Raw genomic sequence first — 22,492 nt, 5'->3', positions numbered from 1 at the left:
GGTCTCCCTACTCCTCCACGAGGAGCTTCTCGCGCAGCTGGGCCAGGGTGCGGGCCAGCAGGCGCGAGACGTGCATCTGTGAGATGCCGACCTCCTGCGCGATCTGCGACTGGGTCATGTTGCCGAAGAACCGCAGCAGCAGGATCCGCTTCTCCCGCGGGGGCAGTCCCTCCAGGAGCGGCTTGAGCGACTCGCGGTACTCGACCCCCTCCAGGGCCTCGTCCTCCGCGCCCAGGGTGTCCGCCACCGCCGGCGACTCGTCGTCGGTGTCGGGGACGTCGAGGGAGAGCGTGCTGTAGGCATTGGCCGATTCCAGCCCCTCCAGCACCTCCTCCTCGGAGATCCCGAGCCGTTCCGCGAGTTCGTGGACGGTGGGGGAGCGGCCGTGCTGCTGGGAGAGCTCGGCGGTGGCCGTGGTCAGCGAGAGCCGCAGCTCCTGCAGGCGCCGCGGCACGCGCACGGCCCAGCCCTTGTCGCGGAAGTGCCGCTTGATCTCGCCGACGACGGTGGGCGTCGCGTACGTGGAGAACTCGACCCCGCGGTCCGGGTCGAACCGGTCCACCGACTTGATCAGGCCGATGGTGGCGACCTGGGTCAGGTCGTCCAGCGGCTCACCGCGGTTGCGGAACCGCCGGGCGAGGTGCTCGACCAGCGGCAGGTGCATCCGGACGAGCCGGTTGCGCAGCTCCGCCTTCTCCACCGAGCCGTCGGGCAGCGCCCGCAGCTCGATGAACAGGGCCCGCGCGCCGCTGCGGTCGCGCGGATCGGGCAGCACCGGGGGCACCGGCAGCAGCGGCGGCCCCGCCTCCACCTGTGCCCCCACCGGTTCCGGTTCCGTGTCCGGGGCCGTGGCAGCGGCCCCGGGTGGCTGTGAAACGTGTGGTTCTTCGTGCTGGTTCTCGCTCATAGGGCCCGCCCGTCGCTCCGCCGAGTCCAAAAAGCCGTCTTCCGCATCCGCGTCAGCCGGGTGCGGCCGGGCGTGCTGCTGCTCCGGGATGCCGCCGTCGACCTCGTGCCGTACCCGGGGCCGATCCCCGCCCCGCACCGGGATCTCCCCGCCGCTCACGCCGGGCCTGGACCCGCGCCGCGCTGTTTGTAGAGGCTGATGCTCACCGTCCGGTCCTCCTCGACCGTGGACTCGACCTTGCCGGCCAGCGCCGACAGGACGGTCCAGGCGAACGTGTCGCGCTCGGGCGCACGTCCGTCCGTGGTCGGTGCGGAGACCGTCACCTCCAGCGAGTCGTCGACCAACCGGAACACGCAGCTGAGGACGGAACCCGGCACGGCCTGTTGGAGCAGGATCGCGCAGGCCTCGTCCACCGCGATGCGGAGGTCCTCGATCTCGTCGAGGGTGAAGTCCAAACGTGCCGCGAGGCCGGCCGTGGCCGTTCGCAGCACCGACAGGTAGGCACCCGCAGCGGGCAGCCGGACTTCCACGAAGTCCTGGGTCCCGGGCTCGCCTGCGATCTGGGACACCCTCACCTCCAAGGTGGTACGAGCTCTGTTCGCCGGTGACGCTATCGCGATCCGGGCGATCGTGTCGCGGCACCCCTCATGGCACCCGTTTCAGGCACCCCCGCCTACGGCCAGTGACTGATGGTATGCCCTCGGGTACGCACAGTGGCTAGGGGTCTGCGGGCCCAAATCGGGGGAACCGGCGGAGGGTTGACCTACCCCGCCTCAGACGATCGAACCGTCGACATAACACCACCGCCAGGTCTCGCCCGGCTCGAAGCTCCGCATGACCGGATGGCCTGTGCTGTGGTGGTGCGCGGTGGCGTGCCGGTGCGGCGAAGAATCGCAGCATGCCACGTACCCGCACTCCAGGCACATGCGCAACTGCACCGGATGGCTGCCGAGGGCAAGACATTCAGAGCATGTCAGGGCAGACGGGACGGGCTCGGGGCGCGGCAGTTCGGCAACGTGGGAACACTCGCTCATGATGGCCAGCGTACTGACGTACGGGCGCCGCAGGACGATATGGCGATCAGCCACGACGAGCGAGGGTGGATCTTCGATGGAGGTATTGCCGCTGGTGGCGCTGGTGGCCGGCAGCGCGATCGTGGCCGGGGCGGCCCGCTGGACCCGGGTGTCCGCGCCCCTGCTGCTGGTCGCCGCCGGTCTGATCGCCTCGTACGTCCCGGGCGTGCCCTCGTACGCCCTCGACCCGCACATCGTGCTGCCGCTGCTGCTCCCGCCGCTGCTGTACACCGCCGCGGTCGACAGCTCCTACCTGGACCTGCGCGCGAACATCCGGCCCGTGGCGATGCTGTCGGTCGGGTACGTGCTCTTCGCGACGGTCGCCGTCGGATACGTGGCGTACCTGGCGGTGCCGGGGCTGTCGCTGCCGGTGGCGCTGGTGCTGGGCGCGGTGATCGCGCCGCCCGACGCGGTGGCGGCGACGGCGATCGCCCGGAAGCTGGGGCTGCCGCACCGGATCACGACCATCCTGCAGGGCGAGTCCCTGGTGAACGACGCCACCGCGATCACCGCGTACAAGGTGGCGCTGGCGGCGGCGGTCGGGGTGAGCGCCGGCTGGGCGGGCGGCATCGCGGAGTTCCTGCTGGCCTCGGTGGGCGGCGTGGGCGTGGGCCTGGTGCTGATGGTGCCGATCCACCACCTGCGCAAGCGGCTGCGGGAGCCGCTGCTGCAGAACACGCTGTCGCTGCTGATCCCCTTCGTGGCGTACGCGGCGGCCGAGCGGGTGCACGCCTCGGGCGTGCTCGCGGTGGTCGTGGTCGCCCTGTACCTGGGACACCGGAACTGGCAGGTCGACTTCGCGACCCGGCTCCAGGAGGAGGCGGTGTGGCGGATGATCGCCTTCATCCTGGAGTCGGTGGTCTTCGCGCTGATCGGCCTCCAGCTGCCGGTCGTGCTGAAGGGGCTCGGCGAGTACGAGGGCTGGCACGCGGCCACCTACGCGCTGGTGGTGTTCGTCGCGGTGGTGGTGGCCCGCTTCGTGTGGGTGTTCCCGGCCACGTTCCTGCCACGGCTCTCGAAGCGGATCCGGGAGCGGGAACCGGACACCGACTGGAAGTCGCCGGTGATCGTGGGCTGGGCCGGGATGCGGGGGGTGGTCTCGCTGGCCATCGCGTTCTCGGTGCCGATCAGCGTGCCGCACCGCAACCTGATCCTCTTCCTGACCTTCACGACGGTGATCGGCACGCTGGTGGTGCAGGGGCTGACCCTGCCGCCGCTGATCCGGCTGCTGCGGCTGCCGCAGCGGGACGCCCAGGCGGAGACGCTGGCGGAGGCCCAGGCCCAGAGCGAGGCCTCGCGCGCGGCGGAGGAACGGCTCGCGGAGCTGCTGGCGGAGCCGGAGAACGCGCTGCCGCCGCCGCTGGCCGAGCGGCTGCGCACGGTCATGGAGCGGCGGCGCAACGCGGTGTGGGAGCGGCTGGGGGAGGTCAACGCGGTCACCGGCGAATCGGCGGACGACGTCTACCGGCGCCTGGCGGGGGAGATGATCGCCTCCGAGCGGGAGGTCTTCGTGACCCTGCGGGACCAGCGCCGCATCGACGACGAAATGCTCCGCAGCCTGCTGCGCAGACTGGACCTGGAGGAGGCTGCGGCGTACCGCGAGGACGCGGCCTGAGGGCCCGTCACGACCCGGAGGGCACGGCCTGCGGGCGGCCGGTGACGACGGCGGTCACGGCCGTGCCCGCCGGGAACGCCCCCGACTCCGCGAGCGCGGCCAGGGCCCACAGCAGCTTGGCCACGTAGATCCGCTCGACGGGGAATCCGTGCCGCTCCTCGAAATCGGCGGCGAACGCCTCCAGCCGCGCCGGCACCCGCGCGTACCCGCCGTGGTGGAACCCCTCGGCCAGGCTCCACGCCCCGGCCGGCCCTCCGAACGCCGCCTCCTGGAGGGAACGTATCTCCGCGTCCAGGAACCCTCCCGCCAGTACGGGAACCCCCAGCGCGCGCTGCCCCGGGCCCAGCCCCGCCGCCAGCCCGGCCAGCGTGCCGCCCGTACCGCACGCCACCGCGACCACCTCGGACACGCCCCGCAGCTCGCGCCCGAGCTCGGCGCACCCCTCCAGGGCGAGCGCGTTGCTGCCGCCCTCGGGGACGGGGTACAGCGAGGAGGCCCCCGCACCGGCCAGCAGCCGTGCCCTGGCCTGCGGCTCGGCCTTGCGCCGGTACTCCGAACGCGTGACGAAGCACAGCCGCATCCCGTCCGCCGCGCACCGGGCCAGGGAGTCGTTGAGGGGCCGGCCGGCGAGCTCGTCACCGCGGACGATTCCGACGGTCTCCATTCCCAGCAGCCGCCCGGCCGCCGCGGTGGCCCGCAGGTGGTTCGAGTAGGCCCCGCCGAAGGTCACGATCCCCGGGAATCCCCCTTCGACGGCGGCCCGCAGATTCGGCGCCAGCTTGCGCCACTTGTTCCCGGGCAGCTCGGGATGGACCAGGTCGTCCCGCTTCACCAGCAGCCGTACCCCGTACCGCCCGAACCGCTCGTCCCGGACCTCCGCGAGCGGCGAAGCGGGCCGGGGCCGGAGGAGGACGCCGAGGTCAGGGGAGTGGTTCACCCGCCCATTGTCCGCCGTGCGTCCTCCGCGGGCAGGCGCAGGTGGACGTGGGGGACCGCGGCGCCGTCGAGGGTGTAGCGGTCGGACTCCGTGAAGCCGCGGCGGAGGGCGAAGCGCAGGCCCGCCTCGTTGGAGGCGAGGACGATCGTCTCGATCGTGTCGGGGGACGGGGCGAGGGCCCGCGCGGCGGCGACGCCGTGTTCGTAGAGCGCGGCGCCGAGGCCCTGCCCGCGGTGGGCGGGCAGGATCCGGGCGATCACGGTGGCCACCGCCGGTGCGTCGGCCGTGGGCCGGCGCACCGTCATGCAGCCCACGAGTACGCCGCCGAGGTACGCGACGTCCAGGAGGTGGCGCCCGGACCGCTCGCGCACCTGGTCGAGGGTGAGGGCGTCCGGGGGGACGATCAGGTTGTGGACGTGGCGCCAGTCCTGGAGGGAGGCTTCGTCCGCCACCCGCTCTATGCGGAGATCATCGGTCACCGGGTCAGGGAAGCCCGTGGATCTTCTCGGCGTCAACCCTCTTATGCGAGGCGCTCTCCCACCCGGGCGCGGAAGGCGTCCATCGTGAAGCCCTTCGGGTCGATCTTGCCGGGCTGCCACTCCAGGTGGCCGATCACCGAGCGCTCGGTCCAGCCGTGGACCCGGCACACCGCCGCCGCCGCGCGGGCCATGGCGTCGAGCTGGACCTCCGGCCAGGGGTCGTGGCCGTCGCCGAGGTTCTCGCACTCGAAGCCGTAGAAGTGCGGGTTGCCGTCGGTGTTCGCGCGGCGGTCCGGCGGGAGCCGCTTCTCCGCGATCACCGCCGCCAGGACGTCGGAGTCGCCCGCCCCGGCGTGGTTGGCGCGGCCGTAGCCGACCAGGTGGACCCGGCCGTCCTTGGTGATCACGCCGTGGCAGAGGGGGCCGGGGAGGTCCTCGTCCCCGTCGCGGCACAGGTCCACGGTGAACTTCGTGCCGTGCGTGACGGTGTGGTGGATCATCACCCCGTTCACGGGGCCCCACGGGCCCTTGTGGTTGCGGTTGTGGGTGCGCCAGGCGCCGACCTCGACGACGGTCAGGCCCTCGGTCCGCAGTGCGCCGATGAACCGGTCCGCGGACATGGGTGCGGACATGGCCGCCTCCTCTCCGGGTGCGCGGCGGTCACCTTGCGTGTCCGCCTCGTTGCTCTCCGGTGTAGTGGAGGCGGCCCCTCCGGGCTAGTGCCTTCGTACAGCGAGCGAGCCGATCCGGACACTCGTCCCGATCGGCCCACCCGCCACGGGGGTTACGCGGAGGCCAGCCACAGGTCCGGGCCGAACACCTCGTAGTGGATGTCCGCGGCCGGGACGCCCTTGGCGAGCAGCTGCGCGCGCACGGACCGCATGAAGGGGAGCGGCCCGCACAGGTACGCCGTCGTGCCGGGGGCCACCGCGACCTCCGCCAGGTCGAGGCGGCCCTCGCCGTCGCCCGGCTCGGCCGCGGCCTCGTACCAGAAGCGGGCCGAGGCGGCGGCGAGCTTGTGGGTCAGGGCCCGGTGGTCGGCCCGCAGCGCGTGGTCGGCGGGGGAGCGGTCGGCGTGCAGGACGGTCACGGGGGCGGCGTGGCCGGTGTCGGCGAGGTGCTCCAGCATCGACAGCATCGGGGTGCAGCCGATCCCGGCCGAGGCGAGCAGTACCGGCGCGGTGGAGTCCCGCAGGACGAGGTCGCCGTACGGGGCCGAGACCCGCAGGGCGTCGCCGGTCGCGATCCGGGCGTGCAGGTGGTTCGAGACCTCGCCGTCGGGGCCGGCGGCCGCCGCCCCGTGGACGCGCTTGACGGTGATCGAGCGGACCGGGGAGCCGGGGGCGCTGGAGAGGCTGTACTGGCGTATCTGCCGGGCCCCGTCGGCCAGTTCCACCTGTACCGAGACGTACTGGCCGGGCGTGAAGGAGGGGGCCGGGGCGCCGTCCGCCGGGACCAGGTGGAAGGTGGTGCAGTCCGCGGTCTCCTCGACCCGGGCGGCGACCGTCCAGGTGCGCCAGACGTCGCCGGCGAGGACCTGCTGCTCGGCGTAGAGCCGCTCCTCCAGGGAGATGAGGGCGTTGGCCATCAGCCAGTAGACCTCGTCCCAGGCCTCGGCCACCTCCGGGGTGACGGCCTCGCCGAGGACTTCGGCGATCGCGGCGAAGAGGTGGAGGTGGACCACCGCGTACTGCTCGCGGGTGACGCCGAGCGAGGCGTGCTTGTGCGCGATGCGCCGCAGCATCACGTCGGGGCGGGTGTCGGGGTGGTCGACGAGGTGGGTCGCGAAGGCGGCGACGGATCCGGCGAGGGCCTGCTGCTGGAGGCCTGCGCTCTGGTTGCCGCGGTTGAACAGGTCGCGGAGCAGCTCCGGGTGGGCCGCGAACAGCTTCGTGTAGAAGAGGTCCGTGATGTCGCCGATGGCCGCGCCGACGGCGGGCAGGGTGGCGCGTACGGTGTCGGTCGACTTCTCGGACAGCATGGGGGCTCCTCTTCACAGCCGCATCGGCTAATGGGTATGTGAGATGCTTATTTTTGGGTGCGGGCGCGCCCGGGTACACCCGTTCGCACCGTTGATGTCAGGTGGCGGGAACCGGCCAACCGGCCCCGGGGATCAGGGGCTTGCCGTCCGTCCCGGCGGCCCGCCGGAGATGCCCAGCAGCAGCGGGCCGGTCGGCGCCGCGACGAGGTCGTCCACCGTCAGCGGGTCCAGCGCGGCGAAGAACGCCTCCTGTGCCCGGCGCAGCGCGCCCCGCAGGACGCAGGCCCCGCGCAGCGGGCAGGGGGCGGCGCCCTCGCAGTCGACGACGTCGCCCGCCCCCTCCAGTTCGCGGACCACCCCGCCGACCGGGGCGGCCCGTCCGGCGGCGGTCAGGGCGAGCCCGCCGCCGCGGCCGCGCCGCGCCTCGACCAGGCCGAGGTGCTGCAGCCGGGCGACCACCTTCGCCGTGTGCGTGTACGGGACCTCCATGGTCGCCGCCACCTCGCGCGTGGTCGGGAGGTCCGCGTCCGCGACGGCGAGGCGCATCAGGACGCGCAGCGCCAGGTCGGTGAATCGGGTCAGCCGCATGCCCCCACCCTAGAAAACTCGCATCTGTGATGCAATTTAAGGAGCCCTCCCGCCCGCCCCGGAGCGAGGGGTGGCTGAAACCCGTGGGGTGGAAGCGGCCTCGTGTGCACGAGGTGAACTCCAAAGAGTGCCCACACCCACACGGAGTAGTCCCACCCTTTTGTGTAATGGTCCCACCACGTTCCGTACTGGAAGGCTGCATCCCGCAGATCCATGGAGTGATCGAAAGGGATACACATGTCGGTCCAGGCAGGTTCCGAATCCGAGGTCCAGGCACCGCAGAGGAGTCTTGCGACCGCGGCCGCGCGGAACTTGGCAACCACGACCAAGTCCGCGCCGCAGATGCAGGAGATCACCTCCCGGTGGCTGCTGAAGATGCTCCCGTGGGTGTCCGTGCAGGGCGGCACGTACCGGGTCAACCGGCGGCTGAGCTACTCGGTCGGCGACGGACGGGTGGAGTTCGTCAAGACCGGGACCCAGGTCCAGGTCATCCCCGCCGAGCTCGGTGAACTCCCGCTGCTGCGCACCTACGAGGACCTGGACGTGCTCACCGAGCTCGCCCAGCGGTGCCGCCAGATCGACTTCGAGGCCGGCCAGGAGCTGACCTCCTTCGGCAGCGCCTCCGACACCGTGTTCCTGCTCGCGCACGGCCGCGTCGAGCAGATCGGCCCCGGCCCCTACGGCGACGACGCCGTCCTGCGGACCGTCGCCGACGGCGCCTACTTCGGCGAGGACTCCCTCGTCGACGACGAGGCGATCTGGGAGTACACCGCCCGCGCCGTCACCTCCGGCACCGCGCTCGTCCTGTCCCGCCAAGACTTCCAGCTGCTCGCCGACCGCGTCGACTCGCTGCGCGCGCACGTGGAGGCCCAGCGCTCGCTGCCCGCCCAGCGTTCCAACCAGTACGGCGAGGCCGCGATCGACCTCTCCGCCGGCCACCACGGCGAGGCCGTCCTTCCCGGCACCTTCGTGGACTACGAGGCCAGGCCGCGCGAGTACGAGCTCTCCATTGCACAAACGGTCCTGCGGGTGCACACGCGCGTCGCCGACCTCTACAACCAGCCGATGAACCAGACCGAGCAGCAGTTGCGGCTCACGGTCGAGGCGCTGCGCGAGCGCCAGGAGCACGAGATGCTCAACAACCCGGAGTTCGGCCTGCTCCACAACGCCGAGTACGACCAGCGCATCCAGCCGCACGACGGCGGCCCCAGCCCCGACGACCTGGACCAGCTGCTCAGCATGCGGCGCGGCTCCGACCTGTTCCTCGCCCACCCCAAGGCCATCGCCGCCTTCGGCCGCGAGTGCAACAAGCGCGGCCTGGTCCCCGAGACGATCGACGTCGGCGGCACCCGGGTGACGACCTGGCGGGGCGTCCCGATCTTCCCGTGCAACAAGATCCCGATCAGCGACGCCCGGACGACGTCCATCCTCTGCATGCGCACCGGCGAGGAAGAGTCCGGCGTGATCGGCCTCCACCAGCCCGGCATCCCGGACGAGATCGAGCCGAGCATGTCGGTGCGCTTCATGGGGATCAGCGAGCAGGCGATCATCTCGTACCTGGTCACCGCCTACTTCTCGGCGGCGGTCCTGGTGCCGGACGCGCTCGGCATCCTGGAGAACGTCGAGATCGCCCGCTGGCGCTGAGCGGCCGGCCTGAGCGGGACCACCGGGGATCGGGGATCGGGGAGACGCCATGGGCACCACTGAGGCGATCACGACCGGCGAGGGGCACGAGGCCGCTGCCCTGCTGGAACGCACGAGAGAAACGGTCAACCCGGAACTGCGCCGTACGGTGGAGAGCCTGCCCGGCTCCATGCGGCGCGTGGCGATGTACCACTTCGGCTGGGAGCGGGCGGACGGCACCGCGGCCGCCGGCAACGGGGGCAAGGCGATCCGGCCCGCCCTCGTGCTCGCCGCGGCACGGGCCCTGCGGGGCGGCCGGGAGGAGAAGGAGGCCGAGGGCGCCGTACGGGCGGCGGTGGCCGTGGAGCTGGCGCACAACTTCACGCTGCTGCACGACGACGTCATCGACAAGGACACCAAACGCCGGGGCAGGCCCACCGCCTGGACCGTGTTCGGGATACCGGACGCGATCATCACCGGCGACGCCATGATGGCGCTCGCGCTGCGGCTGCTGGCGCAGGATCCGCACCCCGCTTCGGCGGCGGCCTCGGCGCGGCTCTCGGCCTGCGTCATCGAGCTGTGCGCCGGCCAGCAGGCGGACTGCGCGTTCGAGCAGCGCCCGTACGTCTCCCTCGACGAGTGCCTGACCATGGCGACGGCCAAGACAGGGGCCCTGCTGGGCTGCGCCTGCGCGCTCGGCGCGCTCTACGCGGGCGCCGGACCGGACGAGGTCGACGCGATGGACGCGTTCGGGCGGGAGGCCGGGCTGGCCTTCCAGCTGATCGACGACCTGATCGGCATCTGGGGGGATCCGGGGCACACCGGCAAGCCCGCCGGGGCCGATCTGATCGCCCGCAAGAAGTCCCTCCCGGTCGTGGCCGCCCTCACCTCGGGCACCGCGGCCGGCGAGGAGCTGGCTGCACTGTACGCCGGCCCCATGACCGGGGACGACGTGCGCAAGGCCGCCGAGGCGGTCGACCGGGCCGGCGGGCGCGACTGGGCGCAGGCCCATGCCGCGGACCGGATGGGCCGGGCGGTGCAGCTGCTGTCCCGGGCCGTGCCGGACCTGGGGGCGGCGGGCGGGCTGCTGGCGCTGGCGGAGTTCGTGACGCGGCGTACGCGGTGAGCCCGTAGCGGGGGCGGCCGCGCGCCCGGCGCAAGCCCTGTTCCGGCACCTCATGGTGCCGGAACAGGGCTTTCCGCCGCTGTGGGCCAACTCTAGGATCGCTCACGGTAGTTGAGACGTGAGCGAAGGGTGTGACCAGTGGCGCTGGAGATACGTCAGGCCGGCCCGTCGGACCGGGACGCGGTGGCGCGCCTGCTCGACGAGGCCTTCCGCACCGACCCCGTGAGCAGCTGGGTCTTCCCGGATCCGGCGCACCGGGCGGCGGTGCACGCCAAGTTCCTGGGCGTCTTCGTGGACGTGGCGCTGGAGGAGGGCCGGATCGACTACGCGGTGGACGGCTCGGCGGCCGCCCTGTGGCTGCGCGTCCCGGCGGGGGATCCGGCGGGCGAAGCCGCCGAGGACGAGGTCCCGGCGCGGATGCGGGAGGCCGCCGACCCCGACAACGAGCGGTGCGAGCTCGTCGGCCGGCTGACCGGGGAGGTCCACCCGACCGCCGAGGAGCACGAGTACCTGCTGATGATCGCGGTCGCCCCGGACCGCCAGGGCGGGGGGCTCGGGACCGAGCTGATGCGGCCGGTGCTGGAGCGCTGCGACCGCGAGGGCGTGCCGGCGTACCTGGAGGCGAGCAGCGAGCGCAGCAAGGGGCTGTACGAACGGCTCGGCTGGGAGTTCACGGGCGAGGCGGTCCGCCTGCCGCAGGGGCCGCTGATGTGGCCCATGTGGCGCAAGCCGCAGGCGGCGGCGTAAGGGCCGGGCCCGCGTACGGGCGGTACGGGCGCGGTCGCGGTACGCCCTCGGGGGCCGGGACCGCCGGATGCGCGGAACCGGCCTACCGTGGAGGTATGGCCGGTGAACAGCACCAACAAAAGGATCGGCGCCACCCGCGACCGCACGACGTGGTGGCCCCGCAGGCCGGGCACGAACAGCACACGTGCCCGGTCTGCGGTCGCTCCGTCGACACCCTCGTACGGCGGCGCAAGGCACTCGGGATCTTCGTCCCGGAATGGGTGCCGGGTCCCTGCGGGAACCCGGACTGCCCCGAGTACGAAGCCGAGGTGGCCAAACTGCCCGAGGTCTGACTAGCCCTTCGTCCCCAGGCCCGACGCGACCAGCCCGTTGGCCCAGAGCTGGTTCACGCGCGAGCGCTCCGTGCTGTTCGGGTAGGGGTTCTGGCAGGAGGTGCCGGGGCCGCCGCCCGACATCAGCTCGGAGCAGGGGCCCGAGTAGTGGTCCGGCAGGCCGAGCACGTGTCCGGTCTCGTGCGCGGTCACCCGGGTGGAGTTGTACTGCTGGTTCTGCCGGTAGTCGAGGAAGATGTAGCCCCGGCCGTGGCCGTCCGTGCTCGCGTACGAACCGCGCGAGTCGTTGCCCTCGTAGTACGAGAAGTTCCCGCCGGAGGAGACCTCCTGGAGCTTCACGTTCGAGACCGAGCTGTTCCATATCTGGGTGGAGCTGGCTATCTGGCTGCGGAAGCTGGGCGCGTTGCGCGTGTTGTACGTGACGGTCACCGCGAGGACGCCCGGGTTCGCGGCGCGCTGCTCGGCGACCGAGCGCTGCACGGCCTCGAAGAAGGCGCGGTTCGCGTCCTGGTTCTCCTGCGAGCGCTCGTACGCCGCGTAGCTCGCGGAGTTGCCGGCGGGGGCGGGGGCGGGGGCGGCGCTGGCGGTGGGGACGGCGCCGAGCGCGGCGGCGAAGCCGAGGCCGATGGTGGCGGCCAGGACGGCCCTTCTGGACGTACGGGAGTGGCGCATGTGGGGGGCTCCTACTCATCCGGTGCGGGGGGTGGGTCGTTCGGTACCGGAGTCTGCGGGAGCGGGAGCGGGCGGCGGATGATGTCAGCCACCGATAGCGCCGCCCTATCGGGAAGATTTCGGAAGGTCAACTTCCATGAGAATGGCGGGATTCGATGGGGTATCAGTGGCTGGTGCGGTCCGCTGGGACCGGCCTACCCTCGGGTCATGGAGCTCGAGGTGAGGCACCTGCGCGCACTGTGCGCCATTGCCGACGCCGGCAGTCTGCACAAGGCCGCGCGGCAGCTCGGCGTGAGCCAGCCCTCCCTGACGACCCAGCTGCGCCGCATCGAACGCGCCCTGGACGGCGAGTTGTTCCTGCGTGAGCGCACCGGCTGCCGACCCACCCCGTTCGGCCGCAGCGTGCTCGGCCGGGCGCGGCCGCTGCTGGCCGAGATGGCCGCGCTCGTCGCCGAGGCAAGGGCCCTGGCGCGCGGGCCGCGGCTGAGCATCGGCTCCACGGCCAGCCGGGCGATACCGGGGTGGCTGCGCCGGATCCACTGCCGGATGCCGGACACCGAGACCTCGCTGGTGGTGGACGTCTCCGCCAACGCCCTGCTGCGGATGGTGGCGTCGGGGCAGCTGGACGTGGCGTTCGTCCACGAGGTGGAGGGCAGTCCGCTGCGGGTGCCGGCCGGGCTGGAGCTGCGGGTCCTGATGGAGCGGGAGCCGCAGTTCGTGTCGATGTCGCGCGACCATCCGGCGGCGCGCCGGCCGGTGGTCGAGTTACAGGACCTGGCGGCCGACCGGTGGACGGTCGACCCCTCCGTGGACGGCGAATGGGACGGCCTGCGCCGGGTGTTCGCCGGGGCCGGGCTGGACCCGCCCGTCCTGCACGCCGACTACCACACCGCGACCTCGCTGATCGTCTCCGGCGAGGCGGTGGCCCCCTGCCAGCCGACGTCGGGGCCGCGCGACGACATGGCGATCCGCCCGCTGTCCGGCGACCCCCTGGCGGTCCGGCTGCTGCTGGCCTCGCGCCCGGGCGCGCACGCCGAGGTCTTCGAGGACCTGCGCGCCGCCTACCGCGAAGCCGCCCTGCGCACCCCGCCGTACCGCGCCTGGCTCCACCACCACGAAAGCCCGCTCCTGGCCGTGTGAGGGCCCTTCCCGGCGCCCGGACGGGGTCCGGACAGCCGAACGGGGGCCCGGCCGACTGCCGGCCGGGCCCCCGCTCGTGAGCCGGACTAGGCGGCCTTGGTCTCCCAGAAGATGCGGTCGATCTCGGCGATGAGTTCGAGCGCCTTCTGGCCGGTCGCCGGGTCGTTGGACGCCTTGGCGGCCGAGAGGGCCTTCAGGGTGTCGTTGACCAGCGTGTGCAGCTGCGGGTACTTCTCGAAGTGCGGGGGCTTGAAGTAGTCGCTCCACAGCACCGAGACGTGGTGCTTGGCGAGCTCGGCGCGCTGCTCCTTGATGGTGATGGCGCGCGCGCGGAAGTCGGCGTCCTCGTTGGCCTGGTACTTCTCCTGGACGGCCTTGACGGACTCGGCCTCGATGCGGGCCTGGGCAGGGTCGTACACGCCGCACGGAAGATCGCAGTGGGCGGAGACCTTCGCCTTGGGGGCGAAGAGGCGGGAAAGCATGGAGTTTGTCCTCCTCGTGATCGTCTTCTCAAGAGGGGAGATTACTCCGTGGGAAAGGGGATTTCGCGAGCGGCCCCGTGGGCTTAGGACAAAAGTCCAGGGTGGCGTCCGGACCGGTGAGCGAATGTACGGGAGGCTGCGGCAGCATGCGCAGTGAGGCGAGAGCGGGCGAGGAGGTCGGGCATGGCGCAGAGAAGGCACGCGCGGACGGCGTTCGAGGTACTGGAGGTGGCGGGGCCCTCGATGGTGCCGACGCTGCTGCACGGGGACCGGCTGGTGGTCCGGTACGGGGCGGTCGTGCGTCCGGGTGACGTGGTGGTGCTGCGGCACCCGTTCCAGCAGGACCTGCTGGTCGTCAAGCGGGCGGTGGAGCGGCGGCCGGGCGGCTGGTGGGTGCTCGGGGACAACCCGTACAACGAGACCGGCGACAGCACCGACTACGGGACGGTCCCCGAGGAGCTGGTGCTGGCGACGGCGGTGCTGCGCTTCAGGCCGCGCGCGGCGGATCAGAGTTCGCTGAGGGCGCGGCTGTCCTGGGCGGTGTCGGCGCTGCGGCCGCTGTGGCCGGACGCCTCGGCCTCCAGCCGTTTGCGGGCGCGGTAGGCGGCCACGTTGGCCCGGGTGGCGCAGCGGTCGGAGCAGTAGCGCCGGGAGCGGTTGGTGGAGGTGTCGAGGTAGGCGTTGCGGCAGGGCGCGGCCTGGCACAGGCCGAGGCGGTCGGGGCCGTGCTCGGTGAGGTGGAAGGCCAGCCCGAAGGACGCGAGCGCGGCGTAGCCGGCGGAGGCGTTCGAGGGGTGGTCGGCGAGGTGGATGTGCCAGTCGGGGCGGCCCTCGTCGTCGAGGTACTCGTGGCCGGAGACCTGCGGGCTGACCGGGAACTCCATGAGCAGGGAGTTCAGCAGGTCGACGGCGAGGACGTGGTCGCCGCCGTCGGCCGCCTCGAAGACGGAGCGCAGCCGGCCGCGGACGTTGCGGAAGCGGGTGACGTCGGTCTCGGTGACGCGGCGGGCCATCTGCGCGCTGGCACCGAACAGCGCCCGGACGGCGTCCACCGAGGTCAGCGAGTCCTTGTTGCGGGCCGGCTCCTCGGTGTTGACCAAGCGCACGGCATAGTCCGAGTAATGGGCCAGTTCCACTTGTAGTCCTTACGGCTGCGGTTTAGGGTCTCGAAGTAACGGCCGAGACTTATTCGAGGGTATTACGACTGGAGGGTGGACGATGGCGGAGACCACGACCGACTGGCAGGCCTGGCAGGAGAGCTGGGACCGGCAGCAGGAGTGGTACATGCCCGACCGCGAGGAGCGGTTCCGGGTGATGCTGGACATGGTCGAGGCACTGGTGGGACCCACCCCCCGGGTACTGGATCTGGCGTGCGGTACGGGAAGTATTACGGACCGCGTCTTGCGCCGGTTCCCGGAATCCACCAGTACGGGCGTCGATCTCGACCCGGCGCTGTTGACCATCGCCCGGGGCCACTTCGACGGCGACGGCCGCGTCACGTTCGTCACGGCCGACCTCAAGGACCCCGACTGGACCTCGGCGCTCCCGTACGACACGTACGACGCGGTCCTCACCGCCACCGCCCTGCACTGGCTGCACTCCCCGCAGCTCGCCGTCCTGTACGGGCAGCTCGCCCCGCTGCTGCGCGAGGGCGGGGTCTTCATGAACGCCGACCACATGCCCGATCCGGCGACCCCGCGCATCAACGCCGCCGAGCGCGCCCACCGGCACGCCGGGATGGACCGGGCCCGCGCGGCCGGCGCGCTGGACTGGGCCGACTGGTGGGCCCTCGCGGCCGCCGACCCGGTGCTCGCCGAGCCGACGAAGCGCCGGTACGAGATCTACGGCGAGCACGCCGACGGGGACACCCCGGACGACGCCTGGCACGTGCGGACCCTGCGCGAGGCGGGCTTCGCGGAGGCCCGCACGGTCTGGCGCTCGCCCTCCGACGCGCTGGTCCTGGGCCTGAAGTAGGGCCCTTGTAGGAAAGTGAGAACTTTCCGCCCCGCACGGACGCGCGAGAGGGGCGGTACGGGAATCCCGTACCGCCCCTCTCGTGCGTTCAGCGCACCCGCCGGGCTACAGCACCTTGGACAGGAACGCCTTCGTGCGGTCGTGCTGGGGGTTGCCGAGCACCTCGCGGGGGTGGCCCGACTCGACGACGACGCCGCCGTCCATGAAGACGAGGTTGTCGCCGACCTCGCGGGCGAAGCCCATCTCGTGGGTGACCACGATCATGGTCATGCCCGATTCGGCCAGGTCCCGCATGACGTCGAGGACGTCGCCGACGAGCTCCGGGTCGAGCGCCGAGGTGGGCTCGTCGAAGAGCATCAGCTTCGGCTCCATGGCCAGCGCGCGGGCGATGGCCACGCGCTGCTGCTGGCCGCCGGAGAGCTGGGAGGGGTAGTTCCCGCCCTTGTCGCCCAGGCCCACGCGGTCCAGGAGGCGCACGGCACGCTCGCGCGCCACGGCCTTGCTCTCGCCCTTGACCATGACGGGGGCTTCCATGACGTTCTCGATGGCCGTCATGTGCGGGAAGAGGTTGAAGCGCTGGAAGACCATGCCGATCTCGCGGCGCTGGGCGGCGACCTCGCTGTCCTTCAGCTCGTAGAGCTTGTCGCCCTTCTGCTTGTACCCGACCAGCTGGCCGTCCACCGACAGGCGTCCGGAGTTGATGCGTTCCAGGTGGTTGATGCAGCGCAGGAAGGTCGACTTGCCGGAGCCGGACGGGCCGACCAGGCAGAAGACCTCGCGGGGGGCGACTTCCAGGTCGATGCCGCGCAGGATGTGGGCGGCGCCGTACGACTTGTGGACGCCCTCGGCCTTGACCATCGGCTGAGCGGTCATCGCGCGACCTCCGTACGGCGGAACATGTTCAGGTTGGCCTTCAGGCGCTGGAACGGCGTCGGCGGCAGGTTCCGCGTGGAACCACGGGCGAAGCGGCGCTCCAGGTAGTACTGGCCGACGCTGAACACACTGGTCAGGGCCAGGTACCAGAAGGAGGCCACGAACAGCATCTCCATGATGGCACCGGCCGTGTTGCCGATGTTCGACGAGGCCCGCAGGAGTTCGGTGTACTGCACCGCCGAGACCAGGGAGGAGGTCTTCAGCATGTTGATGAACTCGTTGCCGGTCGGCGGGATGATCACGCGCATCGCCTGCGGCAGCACGATGCGGCGCATGGTCTTCGTCTGCGGCATGCCGAGCGCGTGGGCGGCCTCGGTCTGGCCCTCGTCGACCGACTGGATGCCGGCCCGGACGATCTCCGCCATGTACGCGCCCTCGTTCAGGCCGAGGCCCAGGAGGGCGACCATGAACGGGGTCATGACGTCGACGGTCTCGTTCTTGTAGATCGGACCCAGGTTGATGTACTGGAAGATCAGCGACAGGTTGAACCACACCAGCAGCTGCACGTACACCGGGGTACCGCGGAAGAACCAGATGTAGAGCCAGGAGACGGCGCCCGTCACCGGGTTCTTCGAGAGCCGCATCACCGCGAAGATGATGCCGAGCACGAGGCCCAGCGCCATGGCCGAGACGCTGATGATCACGGTGTTGCCGAGACCGCTCAGCACGGCCGGGTCGAACAGCTTGTCGCCGACCGTCGCCCAGATGACGTTGCCGTTGGCGAACGCGTAGACGAGCCAGGCGAGCAGCGCGACGACCACGACGCCGCTGACCCAGCGGCCGTAGTGCCGCACCGGAATGGCCTTGATGGCCTCGTACGGGAGGCCCGAGGCGCCGGGTCCGGCCGGCGGGTTCTCGGCCGGACCCTTTTCGATCTTGTCAGTCACAATGACTGCCCTTCAGTGGAGCGTGGGGCGAGGGACTTCGCCGGACTTACTGACCTGCGTTGACCGTCGCGGACTTGACGGCGCTGTCCTGCACGTTCCACTTCTCCAGGACCTTGGCGTAGGAGCCGTCCTTGATGATGGCGTCGAGGGCCTGCTTGAGGGCGTCGCGGAGCTGGGTGTTCTCCTTGCTGACGCCGATGCCGAAGAGGCCGACATCGCTCTGCTGGCCGGCGACCTCGAAGTCGTTGCCGCCGCCGGAGGTCTTCACCGTGTAGGCGGCGACCGGGTAGTCGTTCAGGTCGGCCACGGCGCCGCCGGCCTTGACGCGGGTCTGCGCCTCGGCGTCGGTGTCGAAGGCCTGGATGGTGAGCTTCTTGTCACCGCACTTCTCGGCCTGCGCCTTGAAGGTGTCCTCGTAGATCGTGCCGCGCTGGACGGCCACGGTCTTGCCGCAGAGGTCGTCCATCGACTTGATGCCCTCGGGGTTGCCCTTCTTGACGAGGAGCGAGAGGCCGGAGGAGAAGTAGTCGACGAAGTCGATCCCCTTGCCGATCTTCTGGCCCTTGTCGTCCAGGCCCTCCTGGCGCTTCTTGTTGTCGGTGATCGACGACATGATCGCGTCCTCGCGGCCGGTGTAGACCGAGGTGATCAGGCCGTCGAAGGTGCCCGCGGTGAACTGCATCTTCACGCCGAGCTGCTTGCCGAGCGCCTCGGCGATGTCGGGGTCGACGCCGACGATCTTGCCGCCCTCGACGAACTCCATCGGGGCGTAGGCGGAGTCCGTGCCGATCTTGATGACACCGGCGTCCTGGATCTTCTTCGGCAGGGCCGAGAAGAGCGGGGCGCTGCTGTCCTTCGAGGTGCCGCCGGAGGGGGTCGACGAGGAACCCTTCTCCGTCTGGTCGCCGCAACCGGTGAGGATCAGGGCGCCGGCGACCGCGATCGCGCCGACCGCGGCGATCCGGGACCGGGCGGCGGTCGTACGACGGGTGGTGCTTGCGGTCATGAGCTGGTTCCTCCGGCAGGCTGGGGGAGCATCCGAGAACGGGTCGAGCACGCACCTTCGAGTGTCGCGACCTCGTGTGATTACGGCATCTTGCCATTCGGACTGACGCATTCAGGCAGTTCGTCAGGTCAAAATCGGATAACGGGTGGGCGCTGGTACCCAACAGGACTGCGGAATGGGGGGTTCGCGGCCGGAGGAACCGCTGTGACCTGGCCTTTTTGACGGAGTATTTGCGGTCCGTCTCGTCCATTGGACAGAGTCGTTTGGACCTTTCGCCGAAAACCGGACAAGAGGTCTACAGTCGAGCAGGAATCGACTCGTCTGGGTGAGCGTTCTTCGGGTACAACGGATCCTTACACCCCTCATCCGGGGCTCAGGGCGCGCGTGCGGCGCGCCCGCGCGTACGAACCTCCCCTCCGCGGAGACGGGCCAACCGTCGATGCGGAGTACGGACGCGGTGCCCGCCCACCCCTTAACCAGGTGTGGTCACCCTCAACGATTCAAAGACTTAAGGGGCCAAGAAAGTGGCAGCGGAGATCGTCAATCCTCGCAGCGACAGCGCGACGGACAACAACCCGGACGCGGTGTTCGCACTGCACCGGGGCGGCAAGATGGCCATCCAGGCCACGGTGCCGGTCCAGAACAAGGACGACCTGTCCCTCGCGTACACGCCGGGCGTGGCGAAGGTCTGCAGCGCCATCGCGGAGCAGCCCGAGCTGGTGAACGAGTACACCTGGAAGTCCAACGTGGTCGCCGTCGTCACCGACGGTACGGCCGTGCTCGGACTCGGTGACATCGGTCCCGAGGCCTCCCTCCCCGTGATGGAGGGCAAGGCCATCCTGTTCAAGCAGTTCGGCGGTGTGGACGCGGTGCCGATCGCGCTCGCGACCAAGGACACGGACGAGATCGTCGAGACGGTCATCCGTCTGGCGCCGTCCTTCGGCGGGGTGAACCTGGAGGACATCTCCGCCCCCCGCTGCTTCGAGATCGAGCGGCGCCTCCAGGAAGCCCTGGACATCCCGATCTTCCACGACGACCAGCACGGCACGGCGATCGTGACCCTGGCCGCCCTGCGCAACGCCGCGAAGCTGACCGGGCGCACGCTCGGCGACCTGCGCGCGGTGATCTCGGGCGCGGGCGCGGCGGGCATCGCCATCGCCAAGATCCTCGTGGACGCGGGCATCGGCGACGTGTGCGTCACCGACCGCAAGGGCGTCGTCTCCTCGGACCGCTCCGACCTGACGGACGTCAAGGCGGAGATCGCGGGCCTGACGAACAAGACCGGCCAGACCGGTTCCCTGGAAGCGGCCCTGAACGGCGCCGACGTGTTCATCGGCGTCTCCGGCGGCACCGTGCCGGAGGAGGCGGTGGCCTCGATGGCGAAGGACGCCTTCGTCTTCGCCATGGCCAACCCGAACCCGGAGGTCCACCCGGACGTCGCGCACAAGTACGCGGCGGTCGTGGCCACGGGCCGCAGCGACTTCCCGAACCAGATCAACAACGTGCTGGCCTTCCCGGGCATCTTCGCGGGCGCCCTCAAGGTCCGCGCCAGCCGGATCACCGAGGGCATGAAGATCGCCGCCGCCGACGCCATCGCCGGTGTCGTGGGTGACGAGCTCGCCGCGGACTACGTGATCCCGTCGCCGTTCGACGCGCGCGTGGCCGAGGCCGTCGCGGCCGCGGTCGCGGCGGCGGCCAAGGCCGAAGGTGTGGCCCGCCTCGCCTGACCGGCGGACGTACGAAAGAGGGGCCCGGCCGGACGGACATCCGGCCGGGCCCCTCTTTGCGTGGGGCACACCCTCCCCGCCCCCGAGCCGGGAGGGGATGCTCCGCCTCGGCGCACCGAGGAAGCCGACGCTCCGTCAACGAGGGTGCGGCCACGGGGTGGCAGGCTCATGGCGAGCCGGGCGGCATGGCGTGAATAGTACCGCTCCACGAGGCTTGTTCCCGACGTTCCGCTTCACCCTTCACCTCGCACAAGACCGCACGTGGCGCGCTTGGTTGAGCGCGCAACGAACGGTTCCGTTCGGGTTCCGGAGACTCTGATGTGGACGCCGGGGGCACCCCGGGCGGTTCCCGCCGGCCGGCACCGGTCCGTACGCGCGGCCGTGCGACGAAGACCTCACCGCCGCGGCCCCGACAGGTCTGGCCCGAGGCGCTACCGAGCGGTAGCGTCGCGGCATGTTCGCTGCCTACGCCGCCCGAATCGACCGTGACCAGCCGCTCAGCGGCCTCGTGCTGGGCGAGCGCCCGGCCCCCGAGGCCCGCCCCGGCTGGGTGACCGTGAACGTCAAGGCCGCCTCCCTCAACCACCACGACCTGTGGTCGCTGCGCGGGGTCGGCCTCGGCGAGGACAAACTCCCGATGATCCTCGGCTGCGACGCGGCCGGTACCGACCAGGACGGCAACGAGGTCGTCCTGCACTCCGTGATCGGCCAGAGCGGCCACGGCGTCGGCCCCGACGAGCCGCGCTCGATCCTGACCGAGCGGTACCAGGGCACCTTCGCCGAGCAGGTGACCGTCCCCGCCTGGAACGTCCTGCGCAAGCCCGCCGAGCTGTCGTTCGAGGAGGCCGCGTGCCTGCCGACGGCCTGGCTGACCGCCTACCGGATGCTGTTCACCAACGCGGGCGTGCGCCCCGGCGACTCGGTACTGGTGCAGGGTGCGGGCGGCGGGGTCGCGACCGCCGCGATCGTCCTCGGCAAGGCGGCCGGCCTGCGGGTCTTCGCCACCAGCCGGGACGGGGCCAAGCGCAAGCGGGCGGTGGAACTGGGCGCCGTGGAGGCGTACGAGCCGGGCGCCCGGCTCCCGCAGCGGGTGGACGCGGTGATCGAGACGGTCGGCGCGGCCACCTGGTCGCACTCGGTCAAATCGCTGCGCCCCGGCGGCACCCTGGTCATCTCCGGCGCCACGAGCGGGGACCGGCCGGCGCACGCCGAGCTGACGCGGATCTTCTTCCTGGAGCTCAAGGTGGTCGGTTCGACGATGGGGTCCAAGGACGAGCTGGAGGACCTGCTGGCCTTCTGCGCGGCGACCGGGGTGCGGCCGGTGATCGACGAGGTGCTGCCGCTGGACCGGGCGCGGGAGGGGTTCGAGAAGCTGGAGGCGGGCGACCTGTTCGGGAAGGTCGTCCTGACGGTGTAGCCGCGCGGATGTCAACCGCTGTTGACACCCGCTCGTCTGTCAACCTACATTGACGGGCATGACAGAAGCGACCGATCTCGCCGAGCGGGCCGGTGACCGCGATCCGCGCGTGGGCCTGCGAGCCGTGGCCGCCCTCCGCAGGCTGCTGGAGCAGCTGGAGGCCGTACAGGTACGCAGCGCCCGTGCGCAGGGGTGGTCCTGGCAGGAGATCGCGGCCGAGCTGGGCGTCAGCCGGCAGGCCGTACACAAGAAGCACGGGAGGGTCTGATGTTCGAGCGCTTCACGCAGGACGCACGGGACACCGTGGTGGGAGCCGTGGCCGAGGCCCGGCGTACGGGGGCCGACACCGTCACCGAGGAGCACCTGCTGCTCGCCCTGCTGGGCCGGGGAGCGCTGGACCCGCTGGGCGTGGACCGCGCCGCGATGGCGGCGGACCTCGCGGCGGCCCGCCGCCGGGGCGGCATGTCGCGGGCGGACGAGGAGGCCCTCGCGGGCCTCGGCATCGACCTGACCGCGATCGTCTCCCGGGTCGAGGAGGCCCACGGCGAGGGCGTCCTGGCCGCCGCGGCCCCGCGGCGGCGGACCCTGGGCTCCTCGCTCCGCTCGGCGCTGGGCCGACCGGAGCTGAAGAGCCGGCACGTCCCCTTCGCCCAGGGGGCGAAGAAGGCGCTGGAGAAGTCCCTGCGCATCTCGCTGGGCCGCCACGACGGCCACATCGCCACCCTGCACCTGCTGCTGGCGCTGCTCTCGCTCCCGGGCACGGCCGCCGAGGTCCTGGCGGACCACGGCGTCACGTACGCGGCGGCGGAGGCGGCCCTGGCGGCCTGAGCACTCGCGACGTATCGC

The 22,492-nt window shown here is 71.5% G+C and carries 26 protein-coding genes; 12 read left to right on the top strand and 14 right to left on the bottom strand.

The window, feature by feature from the left end; all coding sequences use genetic code 11:
* Window positions 1–7: 7 nt before the first annotated feature.
* From CP980_RS11375 to CP980_RS11365, 3 genes are all read right to left on the bottom strand, one after another.
* A complete protein-coding gene (locus CP980_RS11375) occupies window positions 8–1,066 on the bottom strand; it encodes an RNA polymerase sigma factor SigF (protein WP_132756646.1) in 1,059 nt (352 codons plus the stop codon).
* A complete protein-coding gene (locus CP980_RS11370) occupies window positions 1,063–1,476 on the bottom strand; it encodes an ATP-binding protein (protein WP_030153599.1) in 414 nt (137 codons plus the stop codon). Before CP980_RS11370 ends, CP980_RS11375 begins: the two co-directional genes overlap by 4 nt.
* A 204-nt stretch (window positions 1,477–1,680) precedes the next feature.
* Window positions 1,681–1,941 carry a UBP-type zinc finger domain-containing protein gene (locus CP980_RS11365; RefSeq protein WP_132757237.1) on the bottom strand — a complete coding sequence of 87 codons (261 nt, stop codon included), beginning with the start codon at window positions 1,939–1,941 and terminating at the stop codon, window positions 1,681–1,683.
* 76 nt (window positions 1,942–2,017) lie between these two features.
* On the opposite strand from CP980_RS11365, the gene CP980_RS11360 reads away from it, so the two are divergent.
* Window positions 2,018–3,595, top strand: a complete 1,578-nt coding sequence (locus tag CP980_RS11360; RefSeq protein WP_132756648.1) for a Na+/H+ antiporter — start codon at window positions 2,018–2,020, stop codon at window positions 3,593–3,595.
* A gap of 7 nt (window positions 3,596–3,602) precedes the next feature.
* On the opposite strand, the gene CP980_RS11355 is transcribed toward CP980_RS11360, so the two are convergent.
* The 5 genes from CP980_RS11355 to CP980_RS11335 all read right to left on the bottom strand — a co-directional run bounded on the left by CP980_RS11355 (window position 3,603) and on the right by CP980_RS11335 (window position 7,580).
* A complete protein-coding gene (locus CP980_RS11355; protein ID WP_150528107.1) occupies window positions 3,603–4,532 on the bottom strand; it encodes a 1-aminocyclopropane-1-carboxylate deaminase/D-cysteine desulfhydrase in 930 nt (309 codons plus the stop codon).
* Window positions 4,529–5,011, bottom strand: coding sequence for a GNAT family N-acetyltransferase (locus CP980_RS11350; protein WP_132756652.1), 483 nt, complete (start codon window positions 5,009–5,011; stop codon window positions 4,529–4,531). Before CP980_RS11350 ends, CP980_RS11355 begins: the two co-directional genes overlap by 4 nt.
* A 41-nt stretch (window positions 5,012–5,052) precedes the next feature.
* Window positions 5,053–5,643, bottom strand: coding sequence for a peptidoglycan recognition protein family protein (locus tag CP980_RS11345; RefSeq protein WP_189998479.1), 591 nt, complete (start codon window positions 5,641–5,643; stop codon window positions 5,053–5,055).
* 152 nt (window positions 5,644–5,795) lie between these two features.
* Window positions 5,796–6,992 (bottom strand): globin domain-containing protein, encoded by a 1,197-nt coding sequence (locus CP980_RS11340; RefSeq protein WP_132756654.1) that lies wholly within the window; start codon window positions 6,990–6,992, stop codon window positions 5,796–5,798.
* Between the two features lie 132 nt (window positions 6,993–7,124).
* Window positions 7,125–7,580: an RrF2 family transcriptional regulator gene (locus tag CP980_RS11335; RefSeq protein WP_132756656.1), complete on the bottom strand. Its 456-nt coding sequence runs from the start codon at window positions 7,578–7,580 to the stop codon at window positions 7,125–7,127.
* Window positions 7,581–7,817: 237 nt separating this feature from the next.
* Between CP980_RS11335 and CP980_RS11330 the strand changes: the two genes are divergently transcribed.
* The 4 genes from CP980_RS11330 (at window position 7,818) to CP980_RS11315 (ending at window position 11,408) form a co-directional block, all read left to right on the top strand.
* A complete protein-coding gene (locus CP980_RS11330) occupies window positions 7,818–9,224 on the top strand; it encodes a family 2B encapsulin nanocompartment shell protein (RefSeq protein WP_132756658.1) in 1,407 nt (468 codons plus the stop codon).
* 49 nt (window positions 9,225–9,273) lie between these two features.
* On the top strand, window positions 9,274–10,329 hold the full coding sequence (locus CP980_RS11325) for a family 2 encapsulin nanocompartment cargo protein polyprenyl transferase (protein ID WP_132756660.1): 1,056 nt from the start codon (window positions 9,274–9,276) through the stop codon (window positions 10,327–10,329).
* Window positions 10,330–10,467: 138 nt separating this feature from the next.
* Entirely contained in the window at window positions 10,468–11,076 is a 609-nt protein-coding gene (locus CP980_RS11320; RefSeq protein ID WP_150528106.1) for a GNAT family N-acetyltransferase, read from the top strand.
* Window positions 11,077–11,225: 149 nt separating this feature from the next.
* Entirely contained in the window at window positions 11,226–11,408 is a 183-nt protein-coding gene (locus CP980_RS11315; RefSeq protein WP_229906930.1) for a hypothetical protein, read from the top strand.
* Here CP980_RS11315 and snpA read toward each other — a convergent pair whose 3' ends face one another.
* Window positions 11,409–12,080, bottom strand: a complete 672-nt coding sequence (snpA, locus tag CP980_RS11310; protein WP_132756663.1) for a snapalysin — start codon at window positions 12,078–12,080, stop codon at window positions 11,409–11,411.
* A gap of 207 nt (window positions 12,081–12,287) precedes the next feature.
* On the opposite strand from snpA, the gene CP980_RS11305 reads away from it, so the two are divergent.
* On the top strand, window positions 12,288–13,220 hold the full coding sequence (locus CP980_RS11305; protein WP_189998477.1) for a LysR family transcriptional regulator: 933 nt from the start codon (window positions 12,288–12,290) through the stop codon (window positions 13,218–13,220).
* An 86-nt stretch (window positions 13,221–13,306) separates the two neighbouring features.
* On the opposite strand, the gene sodN is transcribed toward CP980_RS11305, so the two are convergent.
* Window positions 13,307–13,702, bottom strand: coding sequence for a superoxide dismutase, Ni (gene sodN / locus CP980_RS11300; RefSeq protein ID WP_008741558.1), 396 nt, complete (start codon window positions 13,700–13,702; stop codon window positions 13,307–13,309).
* 183 nt (window positions 13,703–13,885) lie between these two features.
* Between sodN and sodX the strand changes: the two genes are divergently transcribed.
* Window positions 13,886–14,305 carry a nickel-type superoxide dismutase maturation protease gene (gene sodX, locus CP980_RS11295; RefSeq protein ID WP_132756664.1) on the top strand — a complete coding sequence of 140 codons (420 nt, stop codon included), beginning with the start codon at window positions 13,886–13,888 and terminating at the stop codon, window positions 14,303–14,305.
* Here sodX and CP980_RS11290 read toward each other — a convergent pair.
* On the bottom strand, window positions 14,209–14,838 hold the full coding sequence (locus tag CP980_RS11290; protein ID WP_099889533.1) for a CGNR zinc finger domain-containing protein: 630 nt from the start codon (window positions 14,836–14,838) through the stop codon (window positions 14,209–14,211). The two genes, sodX and CP980_RS11290, sit on opposite strands and share 97 nt — an antisense overlap.
* Before the next feature lie 82 nt (window positions 14,839–14,920).
* On the opposite strand from CP980_RS11290, the gene CP980_RS11285 reads away from it, so the two are divergent.
* A complete protein-coding gene (locus tag CP980_RS11285; protein ID WP_099889532.1) occupies window positions 14,921–15,676 on the top strand; it encodes a class I SAM-dependent methyltransferase in 756 nt (251 codons plus the stop codon).
* Between the two features lie 105 nt (window positions 15,677–15,781).
* On the opposite strand, the gene CP980_RS11280 is transcribed toward CP980_RS11285, so the two are convergent.
* From CP980_RS11280 to CP980_RS11270, 3 genes are read right to left on the bottom strand one after another with little or no spacing between them, the layout of a single operon-like run.
* Entirely contained in the window at window positions 15,782–16,549 is a 768-nt protein-coding gene (locus tag CP980_RS11280; RefSeq protein WP_053691788.1) for an amino acid ABC transporter ATP-binding protein, read from the bottom strand.
* Window positions 16,546–17,496, bottom strand: coding sequence for an amino acid ABC transporter permease (locus tag CP980_RS11275; protein ID WP_132756666.1), 951 nt, complete (start codon window positions 17,494–17,496; stop codon window positions 16,546–16,548). The genes CP980_RS11280 and CP980_RS11275 overlap by 4 nt, the downstream gene beginning before the upstream one ends.
* Window positions 17,497–17,542: 46 nt before the next feature.
* On the bottom strand, window positions 17,543–18,502 hold the full coding sequence (locus tag CP980_RS11270; protein WP_099889530.1) for an ABC transporter substrate-binding protein: 960 nt from the start codon (window positions 18,500–18,502) through the stop codon (window positions 17,543–17,545).
* A 524-nt stretch (window positions 18,503–19,026) separates the two neighbouring features.
* Between CP980_RS11270 and CP980_RS11265 the strand changes: the two genes are divergently transcribed.
* The 4 genes from CP980_RS11265 to CP980_RS11250 all read left to right on the top strand — a co-directional run bounded on the left by CP980_RS11265 (window position 19,027) and on the right by CP980_RS11250 (window position 22,474).
* Window positions 19,027–20,229 carry an NAD(P)-dependent malic enzyme gene (locus CP980_RS11265; RefSeq protein ID WP_123512631.1) on the top strand — a complete coding sequence of 401 codons (1,203 nt, stop codon included), beginning with the start codon at window positions 19,027–19,029 and terminating at the stop codon, window positions 20,227–20,229.
* 454 nt (window positions 20,230–20,683) lie between these two features.
* The gene (locus tag CP980_RS11260) at window positions 20,684–21,646 is read left to right on the top strand and encodes a zinc-binding dehydrogenase (protein ID WP_123512629.1); all 963 of its coding nucleotides are present in this window, start codon (window positions 20,684–20,686) and stop codon (window positions 21,644–21,646) included.
* A 58-nt stretch (window positions 21,647–21,704) separates the two neighbouring features.
* The gene (locus tag CP980_RS11255) at window positions 21,705–21,914 is read left to right on the top strand and encodes a helix-turn-helix domain-containing protein (RefSeq protein ID WP_008741547.1); all 210 of its coding nucleotides are present in this window, start codon (window positions 21,705–21,707) and stop codon (window positions 21,912–21,914) included.
* A complete protein-coding gene (locus tag CP980_RS11250; protein ID WP_150528105.1) occupies window positions 21,914–22,474 on the top strand; it encodes a Clp protease N-terminal domain-containing protein in 561 nt (186 codons plus the stop codon). Before CP980_RS11255 ends, CP980_RS11250 begins: the two co-directional genes overlap by 1 nt.
* Window positions 22,475–22,492 lie beyond the last annotated feature (18 nt).

The sequence above is a fragment of the Streptomyces vinaceus genome (assembly GCF_008704935.1).
In the GTDB taxonomy this organism is placed as follows: Bacteria; Actinomycetota; Actinomycetes; order Streptomycetales; family Streptomycetaceae; genus Streptomyces; species Streptomyces vinaceus.
Note: the sequence above shows the minus strand (reverse complement) of the source record. Positions and strands in the feature narration are given on the sequence as shown.

Excerpts from the sequence above, each read along its gene's own strand:
- CP980_RS11270 (WP_099889530.1), bottom strand. The coding sequence starts at position 18,502 with ATGACCGCAAGCACCACCCGTCGTACGACCGCCGCCCGGTCCCGGATC.
- CP980_RS11330 (WP_132756658.1), top strand. The coding sequence starts at position 7,818 with ATGTCGGTCCAGGCAGGTTCCGAATCCGAGGTCCAGGCACCGCAGAGG.
- CP980_RS11260 (WP_123512629.1), top strand. The coding sequence starts at position 20,684 with ATGTTCGCTGCCTACGCCGCCCGAATCGACCGTGACCAGCCGCTCAGC.
- CP980_RS11340 (WP_132756654.1), bottom strand. The coding sequence starts at position 6,992 with ATGCTGTCCGAGAAGTCGACCGACACCGTACGCGCCACCCTGCCCGCC.
- CP980_RS11250 (WP_150528105.1), top strand. The coding sequence starts at position 21,914 with ATGTTCGAGCGCTTCACGCAGGACGCACGGGACACCGTGGTGGGAGCC.
- CP980_RS11335 (WP_132756656.1), bottom strand. The coding sequence starts at position 7,580 with ATGCGGCTGACCCGATTCACCGACCTGGCGCTGCGCGTCCTGATGCGC.
- CP980_RS11360 (WP_132756648.1), top strand. The coding sequence starts at position 2,018 with ATGGAGGTATTGCCGCTGGTGGCGCTGGTGGCCGGCAGCGCGATCGTG.
- CP980_RS11365 (WP_132757237.1), bottom strand. The coding sequence starts at position 1,941 with ATGAGCGAGTGTTCCCACGTTGCCGAACTGCCGCGCCCCGAGCCCGTC.
- CP980_RS11345 (WP_189998479.1), bottom strand. The coding sequence starts at position 5,643 with ATGTCCGCACCCATGTCCGCGGACCGGTTCATCGGCGCACTGCGGACC.
- CP980_RS11255 (WP_008741547.1), top strand. The coding sequence starts at position 21,705 with ATGACAGAAGCGACCGATCTCGCCGAGCGGGCCGGTGACCGCGATCCG.
- CP980_RS11305 (WP_189998477.1), top strand. The coding sequence starts at position 12,288 with ATGGAGCTCGAGGTGAGGCACCTGCGCGCACTGTGCGCCATTGCCGAC.
- snpA (WP_132756663.1), bottom strand. The coding sequence starts at position 12,080 with ATGCGCCACTCCCGTACGTCCAGAAGGGCCGTCCTGGCCGCCACCATC.
- sodX (WP_132756664.1), top strand. The coding sequence starts at position 13,886 with ATGGCGCAGAGAAGGCACGCGCGGACGGCGTTCGAGGTACTGGAGGTG.
- CP980_RS11280 (WP_053691788.1), bottom strand. The coding sequence starts at position 16,549 with ATGACCGCTCAGCCGATGGTCAAGGCCGAGGGCGTCCACAAGTCGTAC.
- CP980_RS11285 (WP_099889532.1), top strand. The coding sequence starts at position 14,921 with ATGGCGGAGACCACGACCGACTGGCAGGCCTGGCAGGAGAGCTGGGAC.
- sodN (WP_008741558.1), bottom strand. The coding sequence starts at position 13,702 with ATGCTTTCCCGCCTCTTCGCCCCCAAGGCGAAGGTCTCCGCCCACTGC.
- CP980_RS11325 (WP_132756660.1), top strand. The coding sequence starts at position 9,274 with ATGGGCACCACTGAGGCGATCACGACCGGCGAGGGGCACGAGGCCGCT.